Here is a 16,060-nt window from a genome sequence, read left to right as displayed (position 1 = left end):
AAATGTTATCATACGGAGTACTAAAATGGCATTTCGATTTAAAAAAACAATAAAAATTGCAGGGGTAAAAGTTAATATAGGAAAAAATGGAATTAGTAGTATTTCTATAGGGAAAAAAGGGGCTAGCCTTAATATAGGAAAAAATGGAATTCATTCTAATTTAGGTATTCCTGGAACAGGTCTTTCATACAGAAGTAAATTAACTGGCTCAACTAAAAAACAAAAGACTAGTAATAAACTAACAAAATCTGAACAACAACAGATTGATTTTGAATGTTTTATTAAAGACTCTAAAGATGATGTTCAATTAATGAAATTATGTTTTTTGAGTATCAATGGTGTTGATATTTACAGTGATGACGTTGCCATTGAAAATATATCCATTGATAATGAATTAATTAACAAGTTCAACACTCTTGAACTATCTTTTAATCGTGCTATTTCAGAGGTTGAATTTTCAGGCGATACAGGGCAAAGAGCAAAAAATAAAATTTCAAAATTTGTTTTCGAAATAAAAAGATGGCTTGATTCTAATCATCCCAATTGGGAGTCAGAAAAACATCAAATAGAGAAGATGATTGAGAAACGTATAACTGAGCAACAAGAAAAAGAAAAAGCAGAGAATCAAGCTATTAAAGAAAAACAATTTTTTACGATAAAATTTATATTTCTATTCATATTTACATTTTTCTTCCCTATGATTTTCTGCTGGTTTTCTCTACAAAAAAAATACCCCTTATGGTTTAAAGTAATTAGCTTTTCATGGGCTTTAATTATAACTTTTATGGTATTAAATAAAGAAAAATAACCACGCATGGCATAGGCCCTTAATATAAAGGGCTTTGATATCTTCCCCCCCAAAAAATTCCCTTATATTACATTGTATTAACATGACTTATTAATACCATAATATATGTAGTATAAAAATCATGCATTCATAAACAGAAACCCAGCATTTTAAGATAACTTTAAATTTTATTGACAAAGCATTTAAGTTATCTTAAATTACAAGCAAGACAAACAACACAGCAAGTGTTTAGGTAAGTGTTCAGATTTAGTTTTGCTGTTATGCCGTGGTAATCATGACAGCTCTCATCGCGACCTGTCATGATTACCACGGCATAACGGCAAATTTTTTAGCAGTACCAGGGAATTTAATTAGTTACCGACCAAAGCGACAAGGCAAAACCTGACAGCTCGGAAAGACGAGCAACTTAATAATTTTGGGATTGGTGAATGCTAAGGCTGATTAGCAGTGGACACTTAACCCACGCGGATACTTGCACAACAAGACCGAAAGTAGGAGATAAGCACCTACCACCAATCACCAAAATTAAACTGGAAATATCATAAATGACAGGAGACATATTATGTATATAGGTAAAAACAAAATGAAAAACATCAAGTTGGATATTGTTTTAAGCCTTTTCAATCTTTTCCCAGAAACAGTATTTCACTGTTGTGCCGACAATAAAATTGCAACTCTTGAGTTTGATGAAGATGTAAAAAAACCCACCGAAGTGGGTTCCTTTACCTCGGGTCGCCGACCAAAGCTAACCGAGAGTTCTACTAGCGCGACCAAACGCTAGAAGAGGCAAGACCAATGATAAATCACTGATCGCAGTTATTTTAAAGGAGTTGCTATGAAAGCACAACCTGAAAGCCTAACCGTCACACTCTATATTCATGCTCAAAAACAGTTCGATGGTTCTTACCAATATAACGCCTACGCATTTAAAGCAGATCCTAATGATGGGCTAGGTTTTGTTATTGCAGAACACACTGTTGATGTTCCTTTTAAAGAGCCAACTCAAACTGATCTCATTCACGCTGAAATTGATTTTCTACGCAATGAGCAAGAAAAAATTCTTGCTGATGCCCAAGTGAAATCAAGCTTGTTAGAAGATCAAATCCAAATGCTTCTCTGCTTGGAAGGCAAACCCATTTCAAAAACTGACGAAGAAATCCCTTATTAGGAGGTAATTTCATGAAATGTTCATTGTGTAAAAAAGAGATAGATGAATATGAAGCGTATGAGTATCGCGGATTCATTTCTTGTGGAGAGCACTTTGACGAAGTTATTGCTCGTGTTGATAGAAAACGCCAAGAGATTATTAGTCAATACGATTCAATGTCTCGTCCATTAAAAGGGTTAGATATTCGACCTGATAATCCTATTGGTAAAGCTAACCAAGAATTATTGAAAGGCTCTATCGAAGTTTGTAGTAAAGAAACTTTGTTAGAAAAAGATTATCGCAAAGGAATTTTATAAGAGGCAAGACCAATGAAAACTTTTATCTGTGTATTTGAGCCTACGACCGAGGCTCGTACAAACAACGGTGCTGTACCGTTAGCAATAGCGTTAAACACCGCTAATACAAAACTGGCAACAGCGACTGCAGTAGTAAAATTGTCTGAAACATATCCAGAAGCTATGGATAACTTTAATACTGATGAGCCGTTAATTAGCGAGCATCTTGACGGTTCTGCATGCCCTACTTTAGATGCTTTCGATGAAAAATTTGCTGTTGAAAATGAGTATGATGGTACTCAATGGAAACCTATCGAATATAGAGAATTTAAAAAGCTGGCCACAAAACCTCGTATCGCTAGTCTGTTATTATTTGGAAAGACTCAAATAACAAACAAAGAGTTCTCTTTTACATTGAAATATCTTGCTGGCACAGAAGATCCAAAAATTTGTAATATCGCCACAGGCCTTGCTGAAATAACAAAATTATCTTTGATGGATGCTGAGCAAACGATGGAAATAGCACAGGCTATCTATGAGTTTGCTAATGAAGATGTCACCGTTGAAGAAGCTAAATCACTAGGTGAAAGTTGGCTAACAGAAGAACCAGAACAACCACAAGAAGAAACATCTTCTATCAAACGTAACTATTCAACAATAGATACTGAAATCGCCTTAGCACTGTTAGATGACTTTGATCCTAATAATGTCCTCGCATCTCAAGTAAAAAAAGCAAAAGAACTGATAGATGACGATAATAAAGCATGGAAACGCTGGTCAATGGATTTACGCACAACAGCTGGCATCTTGGATATACCACGTGAAAAGATTTTCTCGTTAATAGCTGAAAGTAAAAAACAGCCTGAGCTATTAGATAATCCCAATGCGCGAAAAGAACTTATTGATCTGCATTTGGGCATTAGCAAATCTAACAACACTAAAAAAGAAGAAATTACTACTAAGTTAACTCAAACAGATAATGCATCTTTAGTATCCAAAGAAAATATAGTTGAGAAAGAAACTAAGCCTAAACGTTCGCGTAAAAAGCAAGAAGTAGCGCCTAAGGCAGAAACAGCTCAAGTGATTGAGCAAACTGAAAAACCTAAAGAGCCTGAAACACCATCAGTACAACACGATAATTTTGAGCAACGCGCGAGTGTGCTTGAGGAAGTTCTTAACTTAGGTGATGCAAATAATCTTAATATTTGGAAGCGTGTACAACGTACAGACCCTCGCTTTACTAAACCGTTAGAAGGCATGGGATTTGTAGGAACTAGCATAAACAGCACCTACATGTTTATGCGTGCGACTGAAATATTCGGTCCTATTGGTGAAGGCTGGGGTTATGAAGTCCTTGAAGAAAAATTTATTGATGGAAAGCCTCTTGTAGAACCAGTTCTTGATGAGCGTAATAAACAAGTTGCAACCCGTTTTTTGCGGGATGGTGACGGCTCGTTATTCTGCGAACAAAACCACTCAATTAAGATCCGTTTTTGGTACATCATCGAATGTGAAACCCGCGGTGAGTTTGAAAGTTATGGGGCGACTCCTTATCGTTATCAGACTAACTATGGCATTAAAGTTGATGGCGAAGTTATTAAAAAATCGCTGACTGATGCAATCAAAAAAGCACTATCAATGCTTGGCTTTAGCTCTGATGTCTTTATGGGAATGCACGATAATCCTGAATACTTAGCAAGTAATAAACTTGAGTTTGAAATTAAAAACGCGAGTGAAAAAGCTGAAGATATCACACGTATTCGCAAAGAATTAGACGAAAAATTTACTAAACATACAGACGTTATGCGTAGTGCTGTTACTGAGAATGAATTGCGAGGCATTGCATCCACATTAACGCGCGAAATTTCTGCACATATCAAATCAGCTCAAGAACGTCGTGACAACGATTACGAGAAATATTTGTCCGGCCGTTTACGTCGATTAAACCAAATCGAAAAAGAGTGTTTAGACCAACTGAAACAGAAAGAAGAGGCAATCTAATGACCAATACTACTGCTATCGCACTGGCGACCAATTACGAAAAATTACAACAACTCGTTGAAACAGGAGAATTCTCCCCTGAAGATATCGCAGATACGTTGGAAGGTATCGAGGGCGAGTTAGGTGATAAATTGGATGCAATTATGCACCACGTTCGCAATATCGAAGGTCAAGCTAAAACACTGGATGAGGAATCTAAACGTTTATCTGATCGTAAAAAATCATTCGAAAACCAAGCTAAAAACCTAAAGAAATATGCTCTTAACTGCTTATTGGCTTCAGGATTAGATAAATTAAAAACAACAAAAAATACATTCACTGCTAGAGCTGGTGTTGTTCGAGTCATTATCGACAATGAGGCTTTGTTGCCGGATGAGTTGGTTGATGTTCAAACCATCACTGCGCCTGATAAAAAAGGTATCAAAGAAGCGATTGAAAACGGAATTGAAATACCTGGTGCTCACTTAGAAGTTGGTGACCGATCATTAATGGTTCGTTAATTCATAATAGCGCCCTTTATCGGGCGCATTATCAGGAAATAAACGTTATGGCCATGAAGTTAGAAGTTGTTATTACCCATGATGAAGCAACCAATAAATGCAGTATCGAATGGTCTACGGCATCAACAAAAAATGTCACAGAGCAAGAACAGCAAGCACTTTCATCGATGCAAAAAGCGTTATTGCTACAACTGGGGCACCCTATAAATACAGCTATTATTCATTAATGTGACATGTCACATAGAGGCAAGACCAATGCTTAGACACTCTCAACAAAAAGACCAAACCGTAAAGATCACATTACCTGATGGTACACATGGCTTTGTTTCAACAGATAGACGTTGCCATGTTTCATACGACTTTCCAGCACACGTCAAAATTGAACTTCAACCCACTCCTACTGAACAACAAAGGAGTAAACAATAATGTTTGGTTTATTCCTTTTGGTATGTAGTTCGGTAAATTGTCAGTTTGAGCCCTATGGCTACATGTATCCTGATGAACAAAATTGTTTAATTGATAAAGAGGTACTCGCGACCAAGGGAAAAATTGCAGAGTGCTATCCAGTGGAGGGAATTATTCGGGTAAAAAGTTGATTAAGCATAATCAGTTTTTACTTTTCGTTGTTATTAGCATGGTGGTTTATTCAAGACCAATGAGTGACCACCATGAAATTATTAACACCTTGGGAACCAGGTTCTCAATTATTAACAGATTTTGATATTAAATTAGGCAAGCTTGCATCAAGTATAAAAAATAAATCTTGCACAGATATAGAAATAAAAAATGCTTGTCAGACTGCCGACTTGTTAATATCTAATATGATGAGGCAAGACCGAAATGAAAACAGACGTATGCGTAGAACGCAAAACAAAAAAAGAAACGACAAATATCCCAGATAACGTTAAAAACAAAGAGTATGAAGATGATGATATGTTAACTCCTGAAGAGGCTTGTATTGAACTAGGAGGAATTAGCACTAAAACATTATGCGATTGGAATAATAGACATCGTCACAGAAAAATACTCGCACCAATCAAATTTACCAATAAAGTTGTTCGATACGAGTACAAAAATATAAAAGCATTTATTGAAAAATGTAGAAGCACTTATTAACTAAGTTTACGACGTAATAGCGCTACTTGAGTCAAGATACTATTTTCATGTGCCTCAAATGCTTGACGCTTTAGCGCTATCTCTTCCTGCAGTATCTCATCAGAAAAGTCATAATGTTCAGCCATTGGATCTTCACTTTTATCAGAGTGATGTAAACATAGCATGCTAATTTCTTTAGTATCAGAACGTGAAAAGCCTTTTTGACGCATTTGTGCAATTATATTACTTTTAAAAAACTTACGGCACATAGTATTAAATGCTCCGGACTTTCCCTTCACCGTTCCCTCATGCACTACACCCTTCACCGCCCCTTCAGGGCTATATGTTTTAACTAATTTATCCAATGAACGTTTAGAAAACGCTAATTGTGGATCTCTAGGTTGTAGGAAAACATATTCTTTATTGCAATTAACAGTGGAATTTTTCCAAGCTAATTGTTCCTCGAGTAAGCTTTTCATTGCCTTTGTAATTGGCACTCTAAACTCTTTTTGAGTTTTCATTGCACCACGCATACCAATTAAACCAGCTGGATAAGTTATTTCTAAGTTATCTAAATCAACATATTCCCACTTTAAATTGACAACATTGATTGGTCTAACTCCGGTGAGGATCATATATCTAACTGCATTTTTTTGATGCACAGAGGTGCTTGAAGCAACGTTCATCCATAAAGTGGCAATAGACTCAATATCAGTATATCGTTTCGTTGGCATGGGTTTCTGCACCCGTGACGACACATAATCATCAGGAATGCTCGACGCAATATTTCTTCCATTAGAATAAATGGGGGATGCATATTTCCAAAATCGGCGCATCTCAGCAAATAACTCTAATGCATGATTATTTGATTTTGTTTGTATCCAATTATCCAATATTTCTATTAATCGTGAGTATTTCACATCACTAAAAACTTCACGCGATCCGAACGTCAGCTTCAGTTGTTTTACTCTGCAACGATAAGTATAAAAACTATTTTCACTTAACTTTGAGCGTTCGACTTTCCCTGCTAAATCTTTTTCATAAAGATCTAATAGTTGATGAACAGATTCAGCTCTTAGCCCTTCTTCAGCTAATGCTTTCGCTTTCTCTCTTGCTATCGGTAATGATAGTTCTGGCCATTCCCCTAATTTCTGGCCTTTTATATCCATGTGTTTAGGATATTCCGCGTATATGGTAACCTTACCCGCCTTACTAAAATCAATACGCAAGTAGTGCTCTTTTTCATATTTAGAGCGACGTGGTTTATTGATATGCTTTAAAATGGTTTTGACGGCAGTAACACAGATTCTTATGTGTGTACTTGTGTAAGGTGGCTTACACGACTCCCAACGACTAAGAGCGTCTGTATATTCATCATTATCTGGTGTTTTTTGCTTTTGTGTTGCTATATTTGACATTGAAATACTCCGTTATTTCAACACATTAAACTTAAAGCTCACACATTAGGTATTTTAAGAGCAGTAAAAACAGTATGTGTTGCGGTTTTGTGTTACGGATTTGAGTTACTCAATGTAAATCATACTGTATAAAAACACAAGTAACAGACGATAGTAACTAATAGGTGCAAGATATAAGTTACTGATTATTAACTTAATTAAATGTAAATTATTGATATGTCTTTATTAATTACAAAACGCTGTATCAACTGCGATATGTGTGAACCAGAGTGCCCAAATGATGCTATTTCAATGGGGGATGATATTTATGAAATTAATCCTGATCTTTGCACTGAATGTGTAGGACATTACGATAAACCAACTTGCCAATCGGTTTGTCCGATTACCAATACGATCATCACTGATCCTACTCATATTGAATCTCAAGATGAATTATGGGAAAAATTTGTGTTGATCCACCACGCAGATAAGATCTAAATCTTAATCGATGATTTTGTGGGTGATAAATCTAAGAGAGCTATTTTTCTAAAATAACTGTCGCACAAGCATAACGCTGTTCATCAGCAAGTGTTACGTGAACAGAGTTTATCCCCGCTTTCTCTGCCATCTCTTTTGCAACTGCTAAAAAATGCAATGTGGGTTTACCTAACTCATCATTACGCACTTCAAAATGATTAAAAGCCAATCCTAAACGGATACCTGTTCCTAATGCTTTTGCCGCGGCCTCTTTTACTGCAAACCGCTTAGCTAAAAAGCGAATTGGCTGTTTATGGGTTTGATAGATTTCCCATTCCGTTTCAGTAAGGATGCGACGAGCAAGGCGTTCACCAGAACGCCCTATAATATCTTCAATGCGTGATATCTCGACGATATCCATACCTAAGCCAACAATAGCCATTAACGACGCGCTTCTCGCATTAAGCGTTTCATTTCTTCAACCGCTGGTGCTAATCCACTAAATACGGCTCTACCAATAATTGCATGGCCAATATTCAGTTCATAAAGTTCAGGTAATGCAGCAATACGTTGTACATTGTGGTAATGCAAGCCATGTCCTGCATTCACTTTTAAGCCTTTAGATGCGGCATAAGTCACTGCATCACGTATACGCATAAACTCTTTTTCTTGAGCCATTTCATCTTCAGCGTCAGCATAAGCACCAGTGTGGATCTCAATAAAAGGCGCGCCAACACGGTCGGCTGCATTAATTTGTTCATGGTCAGGATCAATAAACAGAGAAACTTTGATACCTGCTAAAGATAAGCGTTTAATGGCATCAGCAACTTTTGCTTCATTGCCAACAACATCTAAACCACCTTCTGTTGTCACTTCTTGGCGTTTTTCAGGTACTAAACAGCAAAAATCGGGCTGAGTTTGACAAGCTATCTCGATCATCTCTTCAGTGACTGCCATTTCCAGATTTAATCTTGTCTGCACTGTTTGGCTTATCAGCATTAAATCGCGATCAGTGATATGACGTCTATCTTCACGTAAATGAATAGTAATACCATCAGCACCAGCTTGTTCTGCAATAAAAGCCGCTTGAACAGGATCGGGATACGTTGTGCCTCGGGCATTACGAAGGGTGGCGATATGGTCAATATTAACACCAAGTAGAATATCAGACATGCTCTTCTCCTGAAAAATAACGTTGCATTACCTTAGTTTACACATTCCATTGAGAAGAAAAAGACAATATTACTATTCTGCCTTCAATGCTTTTTCCTTTGGGGATTTTTTAATGGCAAATTGTCTAAAAAGTTCTCTACTTTTTAATGGTTTTCCGCCTAAGTAAGGCTTCAATGCCATTCGAGTAAACCTTTTTGCCGCTTTTAATGTTTCAACAGTAGGAAATTCTCGACTAGCTAAGGATTTTAATTCAAATCCAGTAAAACTATTATGATCAACCACCAAACTCGCAATAAAACCTTTTTCTTCCCGATAACGATAGGTCATTGAATCGGAAACAGGCTCTCCACTTCCGGCACAATGCAGAAAATCTAAGCCATAGCCAAGCTGTGTTAATAACGCAAGTTCAAAGCGTCTTAGTGCGGCTTCGGGTGTGGTTTCGCTAGCAGCAAGAATTTGCAAGCAGGAGAGGTATTCAAAAAAAAGTACACTGTAAGACGTACCATTTTCTAAAACCCGAGACAATAACTCATTAAGATACAAGCCACTGTATAGTACAGAGCCTGTCAGTGGTAATGCTAAAGAGATAGGTTCAGCATCACGAAGTGTTTTTATTTCTCCTCGCCCACTCCAACGAATGAGCAGAGGAGTAAAAGGTTGTAGCGCCCCTTTTAAGGGTGAACGACGGCCTCGCGCACCTTTTGACAAGATGCGTACTCGCCCTTCATTTTCAGTGAAAAAATCGAGTAATAAACTTGTTTCACTGTAAGGTCGAGCATGGATAACGAATGCACGTTGCCAGCCATCCACTTTAGTTACCTACTTTAAATCGTCCACATAGCCGAGACTACGTAAAGCACGCTCATCATCAGCCCAGCCAGCTTTGACTTTCACCCAAAGTTCTAAGTGAACTTTGTTTTCAAATAAGTCTTCCATATCCATACGGGCTTCAGTGCCAATTTTCTTGATTTTCGCACCTTTATTACCAATAACCATTTTCTTCTGGCCTTCACGCTCAACCAGAATTAATCCGTGGATATCATAACCACCACGCTCATTGGTAACAAATTGCTCAATTTCAACAGTGACAGAATAAGGTAATTCTTCACCCAAAAAGCGCATCAATTTCTCACGAATAATTTCTGAAGCCATAAAGCGCTGAGAGCGATCAGTAATATAATCTTCTGGGAAATGATGCGTAGCTTCTGGTAAACAATTACGCACGATTTTGGCTATCGTATCGACATTCATGTCTTTTTCAGCACTGATTGGTACGACATCAAGAAAATCCATTTGTTGGCTTAAAAAACCAATGTGTGGAAGTAACTTGGTTTTATCAATCACGTTATCCACTTTATTAATTGCTAATAAAACAGGGCAACGTAATGATTTTAATTTGTTCAATACCATTTCGTCGTCAGGCGTCCAGTTGGTGCCCTCAACAACGAAAATAACTAATTCAACATCACCAATCGAGCTGCTTGCTGCGCGGTTCATTAGTCTGTTGATGGCTCGCTTTTCTTCAATATGCAAACCTGGTGTATCCACATAAATTGCTTGGTAAGCACCATCTGTATCAATACCCATAATACGATGGCGCGTAGTTTGCGGTTTACGTGATGTAATAGAAACTTTCTGCCCCAGTAATTGGTTCAGTAGTGTTGATTTTCCCACATTTGGGCGACCGACTATCGCAATAAATCCGCAATAGGTTTGTTCTTCGCTCATTCAAGCTCCAGTTGTATTAATGCCTGTTCAGCAGCGGCCTGTTCAGCTTTACGACGACTCGTACCCATCCCTTTGACAGGTTGTTCGATACCGCTTATCTGACAATGGATCGTAAACTCTTGATCATGGGCTTCACCACGAACCTGTACCACATTATAAGAAGGTAATGGTAAGTGACGGCCTTGCAGATATTCTTGCAAACGAGTTTTAGGATCTTTTTGCTTATCGCCTGGACTGATTTCAGCCAAACGATTTTCATACCAGTTTAAAATGATTTTTTCGATATTTTGAATATCACTATCAAGGAAAATTGCACCAATTAAAGCTTCCACCGTATCCGCTAAAATTGATTCACGACGAAAACCGCCGCTTTTTAATTCCCCAGGGCCTAAACGTAGACATTCGCCCAGTTCAAATTCACGCGCTAATTCAGCGAGCGTGTTTCCACGAACAAGCGTTGCTCTCATTCGACTCATATCCCCTTCATCAACACGAGGGAATCGATGATAGAGTGCGTTAGCAATCACATAGCTTAGAATTGAATCACCTAAAAATTCTAAACGTTCATTATGTTTACTGCTGGCACTACGATGCGTTAAAGCCTGTAGTAATAATTCATTTTGCGTAAAAGTATAGCCCAGTTTTTTTTGTAACTGGTTTACTAATAAAGTATTCATGTGCGATCAATTTCCATAACTTAATTTGAAGCACACGCAACAAATCTGTTTAAGACAACGAGATATTACCGGGTTGGATAACAGAACTGTTGCGTTTGCACTGGCTCCTGTGAATAACAGGAGCCAATCATATTAAAGAAGTGGCATATTCTACACTGAGATAGAAAGGAATGCTGTAGCTATTTTGTCAATAGTTACTTAATGCCACCGATACGACTGAGACGAACACCAGTTGGCCATTCATTCTCTACTTTTTCGAAGCTCATCCAGATTGTTGTTGCTTTACCGACTAAGTTTTTCTCTGGAACAAAGCCCCAGAAGCGACTATCTGAACTACCGTCTCGATTATCCCCCATCATGAAGTAATGACCTTCAGGAACAATCCACGTACCGACTGGTAATCCTGGTTGGATAAACTCGGGCATTGTCATATCACCCGGTATTGTCATAATACGGTGAGAGACTTTATCAATAGTTTCTACCCTTTCCTCTTCACGTAATTGAGTTGCTGTTGAAATAGGCTCCTCAATTGGAATGGATTTCATACCATTAATACGCTGGCCACCTGGTACATTTTGTAATAATAGCGTCCATTCACTTGGGTACGCAGTACCATAAGTTACTGATATTTCGTCATTACAAATGGCTTTATCACAATTTGGATAGATATGAAGTTTTTTCGACATCATATCATAAACAATTTTATCACCTGGCAATCCTATAACACGTTTAATAAAGTCAGTAGAAGGATCACGAGGATACTTAAATACTGCGATATCACCTCGTTTTGGCTTCCCTGTATTAATTAATGTGGTTTGCGTAATTGGATCTTTTAATCCATAAGCAAACTTTTCAACCAAGATAAAATCGCCAACTAACAAGGTTGGCATCATGGAGCGAGAAGGTATTTGAAACGGCTCATACACAAATGAACGCAGAACCAAAACAATAATCAAAACTGGGAATAAGGAGCCTAATGTCTCTGCCCAGCTTGGTTTATTAATTGATTTTGCTAACTCTTGCTGATCCTCGGACCCTTGCGTCATCTCTTGAAGACGCTTTAGTTTTGCTTTTCGGGCTGGCTTGAGCTTAAAGCGCTCAATTCCCCAAAAAACGCCTGTTATTAGCGTTGCCAGCGTTAGGATCAAGGCAAACGTGTTAGCCATGTTTTCTCCTTAAATTATTTATCTTTACCAACATGAAGAATGGCTAAAAACGCTTCTTGTGGTAGCTCTACGTTACCAATCTGCTTCATACGTTTTTTACCATCTTTCTGTTTCTGTAACAGTTTCTTCTTACGGCTAACGTCACCACCATAACATTTGGCTAATACGTTTTTACGTAACTGTTTAACAGTTGAACGAGCAATAATATGGTTGCCAATTGCCGCTTGGATGGCGATATCAAACTGTTGGCGTGGAATAAATTCTTTCATCTTTTCCACCAGCTCACGCCCACGATAAGGTGCATTATCGTTATGTGTAATCAATGCCAAAGCATCAACGCGATCACCATTAATCAAGACATCTACACGTACCATGTTAGAGCCTTGGAAACGAATAAAGTTATAGTCTAAAGAAGCATAACCGCGTGATGTTGATTTTAAGCGGTCAAAGAAATCTAATACCACTTCAGCCATCGGAATTTCATAAGTCAATGAAACCTGATTACCATGATAGACCATATTGGTTTGAACACCGCGTTTTTCGATACATAAAGTAATTACATTACCTAAGTATTCTTGCGGTAATAACATATGACATTCAGCAATAGGTTCTCTGATTTCTTCAATATTATTTAGTGGAGGCAATTTAGATGGGCTATCCACTGATATAATATCGCCGTTAGTCATTTCAACTTCATAAACTACGGTTGGGGCCGTTGTAATCAGATCAAGGTCATATTCACGTTCTAAACGTTCTTGAATAATCTCCATATGAAGGAGACCCAAGAAACCACAACGGAAACCGAAACCTAACGCGGATGAGCTTTCTGGCTCATAAAATAATGACGCATCGTTTAAGCTTAATTTACCTAATGCATCGCGGAATGATTCATAGTCATCAGAGCTAATTGGGAATAACCCCGCATAAACCTGTGGCTTAACTTTCTTAAAACCTGGTAAGGGTTTATCTGCTGGTTTTTGTGCCGCAGTTAAGGTATCCCCAACCGGCGCACCTAAAATATCTTTAATACCGCAAACAACCCAGCCGACTTCACCACAATTTAATGATGTAGTGTCGATTTGTTTTGGCGTAAAAATACCAATACGGTCAATGTTATAAACCTGTCCCGTACTCATTACCTTAATTTTATCGCCCTTGCTGACTTTACCGTTTTTAACGCGGATCAGTGAAACAACCCCAAGGTAGTTATCAAACCAAGAGTCAATAATCAGTGCTTGCAATGGAGCTTCAGGATCACCCTCAGGTGCGGGAATTTCTTTCACAAGGCGTTCGATAACTTCTTTAACACCTATACCTGTTTTTGCGGAACAACGCACCGCATCTGTAGCATCAATCCCCACAATATCTTCAATTTCTTCAGCAACACGCTCAGGCTCTGCTGCTGGTAAATCTATTTTATTTAAAACTGGAACGACGGTAAGATCCATATCCATCGCGGTATAACAGTTTGCTAATGTTTGCGCTTCAACCCCTTGTCCTGCATCAACGACCAATAAGGCGCCTTCACACGCAGCAAGTGAACGAGATACTTCATAAGAGAAGTCAACGTGTCCTGGGGTATCGATAAAGTTAAGCTGATAAACTTCACCGTCATCAGCGGTGTAATTCAAGGTTACGCTTTGCGCTTTGATTGTAATACCACGTTCACGCTCAAGATCCATAGAATCAAGAACCTGCGCAGCCATTTCACGATCTGATAAGCCACCACAAATTTGAATAATTCGATCTGATAACGTCGATTTACCGTGGTCAATATGTGCGATAATGGAAAAGTTACGTATGTTTTTCATTCTGAAATTATTTTTCTCTATTGCTTTGCTCTATAAATCTGGCTTTGGAGTCATTCATGGACACAAAGCGAAAACTCTATATTGCAGGAGTTATTATTGATGACGCATTCTACACACTAGAGACATTATACTCAAAGAAACGTTCATCAAACACAAACATTTATGCTAAGACTTGCATTTATTTGTAATTTTTTGCGGGTAATTTCCAGATATAGAAACGCGTTAATTTAAGATAGATATTATTACAAAAGCAACATGGCAAAAATAATGGGGCAAATGCCCCATCTGTTTAATCAACCCATTATTTTTGAAATTGAACGCTAAGTTCATTCGGTGGAAGCCCTATTTGCAATACAATAGGTTCAAAACCTTCATCTTTACTCCACCAGGTCGCCACTTTTTTAGCAAATAAGAAACCAAGGACACCGCCCATAAGTCCACTGCAAAAAATAGCAAATTCACTGGAAAACCAAAGACCCGCAATGCCTGCAACAATAAATAAGCCAATAAGTGGCGTTAAATACACTAGCATTGCGGAAAGAAGTAGATTATTTTCAGGAATACCCACTTCCACTTTTTGCCCTTCGACTAAAGGTTGTGCGACGGGGAGTTCGAGTTGATGAACTGTCTCAGGCCCTATTTTATTTAATAAATAAGAGCCACATGCAGCCCGAGCTTGGCAACTACCACAGCCAGAAGACGATCCATAGCGTAATAACGCTCTTCCTTCATGCCAATGTATAACTGTTGCCCACTCTTTAACCATAACTTATACCTTTTACTTTTTCGTAAATACAACACTGTTGACTATCTTCTGTGCCGTAGAAAATGGTAATTGACCAATAAAGGTAATTTCATTGCCTTCTTTGTCATAGGTATAAATTGTATTACGACCATACCTCAACATTTTATCGCGTTCGGGCGAATTAACCTGTTGACCACTTTTATTAACATAAATGGAGAAGTCAAATAAACCGTCGCTAAATAAAATAGACTGACTAAACTCGGTTTCAGAAATCTGATGGTGACTACGTTTTACCTCTTTAAAACCCTCAGGCAATTGACTAACCGACCAGTTATAAACCAGAGGTTTAGCTTTTGGTACAAGTAATAAAGGTGGCATATTGACGGTACGTAACGAATTAAGTTCAGTTTCGACTTCACTCCCTTCATTAACTGTGATCACTCGAAATTGTTCAATGATGTCATTATTCTTATCTAATAAATCGACTCTTAACGGCAGATATCTCTCTTCATCAATAAACAAGACATAATCATAACGGTCATTATTTTTCGATAGTACTCGAACAACTCGGCTTGGAATATCACCAATATGCGTTCTACCTGCATCAATAAAATTATAATAATCTGATAATTCATTGAAATCTTGGTAAATGATAGAAGGGATATAATCAACGATATGATCATTTCTTAAGCTAAAAGCATCTAAGCCTGGTTCAAAGTAACTGATTTCATCACCACGTTGAACTATTTCACGGCGAGTACTATCCATTTGCATTAGTTGTGCAAGGGGTTTGCCATCAATAAGAGTATGACGATAGCGAATAGGAACAATACCTTGAGAATTGATATTGATAAAAGATAATTCATAGGTAGAAGTTTGACTTGTATGACCCATCTTTTGCAACAAAGCCTTGACACTACCTATTTGCGGTTGTGCCAAGGCTTGTATCGGCATTGACAGGCTGCCCACCAATAATAAGGTGGATAACCATGATTTTTTCATTACGACTGTTTCATTCCCACACGTTATTTATACATTC

The 16,060-nt window shown here is 37.9% G+C and carries 20 protein-coding genes; 10 read left to right on the top strand and 10 right to left on the bottom strand.

What is annotated here, in order from left to right; all coding sequences use genetic code 11:
- Positions 1–25 precede the first annotated feature (25 nt).
- The 9 genes from GWI59_RS12880 (at position 26) to GWI59_RS12845 (ending at position 5,868) form a co-directional block, all read left to right on the top strand.
- Positions 26–808, top strand: coding sequence for a DUF4236 domain-containing protein (locus tag GWI59_RS12880; RefSeq protein ID WP_161724829.1), 783 nt, complete (start codon positions 26–28; stop codon positions 806–808).
- A 562-nt stretch (positions 809–1,370) separates the two neighbouring features.
- Positions 1,371–1,589, top strand: a complete 219-nt coding sequence (locus GWI59_RS12875; RefSeq protein WP_161724826.1) for a hypothetical protein — start codon at positions 1,371–1,373, stop codon at positions 1,587–1,589.
- A 54-nt stretch (positions 1,590–1,643) separates the two neighbouring features.
- On the top strand, positions 1,644–1,976 hold the full coding sequence (locus tag GWI59_RS12870) for a hypothetical protein (RefSeq protein WP_161724823.1): 333 nt from the start codon (positions 1,644–1,646) through the stop codon (positions 1,974–1,976).
- Between the two features lie 11 nt (positions 1,977–1,987).
- A complete protein-coding gene (locus GWI59_RS12865; RefSeq protein WP_049213719.1) occupies positions 1,988–2,272 on the top strand; it encodes a hypothetical protein in 285 nt (94 codons plus the stop codon).
- A 12-nt stretch (positions 2,273–2,284) separates the two neighbouring features.
- Positions 2,285–4,252, top strand: a complete 1,968-nt coding sequence (locus GWI59_RS12860) for a hypothetical protein (RefSeq protein WP_161724820.1) — start codon at positions 2,285–2,287, stop codon at positions 4,250–4,252.
- The gene (locus tag GWI59_RS12855) at positions 4,252–4,752 is read left to right on the top strand and encodes a siphovirus Gp157 family protein (RefSeq protein ID WP_103004851.1); all 501 of its coding nucleotides are present in this window, start codon (positions 4,252–4,254) and stop codon (positions 4,750–4,752) included. The genes GWI59_RS12860 and GWI59_RS12855 overlap by 1 nt, the downstream gene beginning before the upstream one ends.
- 47 nt (positions 4,753–4,799) lie before the next feature.
- Positions 4,800–4,979 carry a hypothetical protein gene (locus GWI59_RS12850; protein WP_004250516.1) on the top strand — a complete coding sequence of 60 codons (180 nt, stop codon included), beginning with the start codon at positions 4,800–4,802 and terminating at the stop codon, positions 4,977–4,979.
- Positions 4,980–5,007: 28 nt separating this feature from the next.
- Positions 5,008–5,178 carry a hypothetical protein gene (locus GWI59_RS17450; protein ID WP_202608845.1) on the top strand — a complete coding sequence of 57 codons (171 nt, stop codon included), beginning with the start codon at positions 5,008–5,010 and terminating at the stop codon, positions 5,176–5,178.
- 414 nt (positions 5,179–5,592) lie between these two features.
- A complete protein-coding gene (locus GWI59_RS12845; RefSeq protein WP_006533557.1) occupies positions 5,593–5,868 on the top strand; it encodes a hypothetical protein in 276 nt (91 codons plus the stop codon).
- Here GWI59_RS12845 and GWI59_RS12840 read toward each other — a convergent pair.
- Positions 5,865–7,265: a tyrosine-type recombinase/integrase gene (locus GWI59_RS12840; RefSeq protein WP_004250508.1), complete on the bottom strand. Its 1,401-nt coding sequence runs from the start codon at positions 7,263–7,265 to the stop codon at positions 5,865–5,867. The genes GWI59_RS12845 and GWI59_RS12840 overlap by 4 nt on opposite strands.
- A gap of 216 nt (positions 7,266–7,481) precedes the next feature.
- Between GWI59_RS12840 and GWI59_RS12835 the strand changes: the two genes are divergently transcribed.
- Complete coding sequence (locus tag GWI59_RS12835) at positions 7,482–7,742, top strand: YfhL family 4Fe-4S dicluster ferredoxin (protein WP_161706902.1); 261 nt, start codon at positions 7,482–7,484, stop codon at positions 7,740–7,742.
- Between the two features lie 40 nt (positions 7,743–7,782).
- Here GWI59_RS12835 and acpS read toward each other — a convergent pair whose 3' ends face one another.
- The 9 genes from acpS to rseB all read right to left on the bottom strand — a co-directional run bounded on the left by acpS (position 7,783) and on the right by rseB (position 16,023).
- The gene (gene acpS, locus GWI59_RS12830; protein WP_072063257.1) at positions 7,783–8,163 is read right to left on the bottom strand and encodes a holo-ACP synthase; all 381 of its coding nucleotides are present in this window, start codon (positions 8,161–8,163) and stop codon (positions 7,783–7,785) included.
- A complete protein-coding gene (gene pdxJ / locus GWI59_RS12825) occupies positions 8,163–8,894 on the bottom strand; it encodes a pyridoxine 5'-phosphate synthase (RefSeq protein WP_006533563.1) in 732 nt (243 codons plus the stop codon). Before pdxJ ends, acpS begins: the two co-directional genes overlap by 1 nt.
- A 72-nt stretch (positions 8,895–8,966) precedes the next feature.
- Positions 8,967–9,704 (bottom strand): DNA repair protein RecO, encoded by a 738-nt coding sequence (gene recO / locus GWI59_RS12820; RefSeq protein ID WP_006533564.1) that lies wholly within the window; start codon positions 9,702–9,704, stop codon positions 8,967–8,969.
- 9 nt (positions 9,705–9,713) lie between these two features.
- Complete coding sequence (era, locus tag GWI59_RS12815; protein WP_072063259.1) at positions 9,714–10,622, bottom strand: GTPase Era; 909 nt, start codon at positions 10,620–10,622, stop codon at positions 9,714–9,716.
- Positions 10,619–11,299 carry a ribonuclease III gene (gene rnc / locus GWI59_RS12810; protein WP_072063260.1) on the bottom strand — a complete coding sequence of 227 codons (681 nt, stop codon included), beginning with the start codon at positions 11,297–11,299 and terminating at the stop codon, positions 10,619–10,621. The genes era and rnc overlap by 4 nt, the downstream gene beginning before the upstream one ends.
- A 194-nt stretch (positions 11,300–11,493) precedes the next feature.
- Positions 11,494–12,465 (bottom strand): signal peptidase I, encoded by a 972-nt coding sequence (lepB, locus tag GWI59_RS12805; RefSeq protein ID WP_006533568.1) that lies wholly within the window; start codon positions 12,463–12,465, stop codon positions 11,494–11,496.
- 14 nt (positions 12,466–12,479) lie between these two features.
- A complete protein-coding gene (gene lepA / locus GWI59_RS12800; protein ID WP_072063262.1) occupies positions 12,480–14,276 on the bottom strand; it encodes a translation elongation factor 4 in 1,797 nt (598 codons plus the stop codon).
- A gap of 301 nt (positions 14,277–14,577) precedes the next feature.
- Positions 14,578–15,042 carry a SoxR-reducing system protein RseC gene (rseC, locus tag GWI59_RS12795; protein ID WP_006533571.1) on the bottom strand — a complete coding sequence of 155 codons (465 nt, stop codon included), beginning with the start codon at positions 15,040–15,042 and terminating at the stop codon, positions 14,578–14,580.
- Between the two features lie 12 nt (positions 15,043–15,054).
- Positions 15,055–16,023: a sigma-E factor regulatory protein RseB gene (rseB, locus tag GWI59_RS12790; protein WP_072063263.1), complete on the bottom strand. Its 969-nt coding sequence runs from the start codon at positions 16,021–16,023 to the stop codon at positions 15,055–15,057.
- Between the last annotated feature and the right edge of the window lie 37 nt (positions 16,024–16,060).

Origin of the sequence: Proteus sp. G2673 (assembly GCF_009915125.1) — a bacterium.
Classification (GTDB): domain Bacteria; phylum Pseudomonadota; class Gammaproteobacteria; order Enterobacterales; family Enterobacteriaceae; genus Proteus; species Proteus penneri.
The sequence above is the reverse complement of the archived record's forward strand: the minus strand, read 5'-3'. Positions and strand labels throughout refer to the sequence as shown.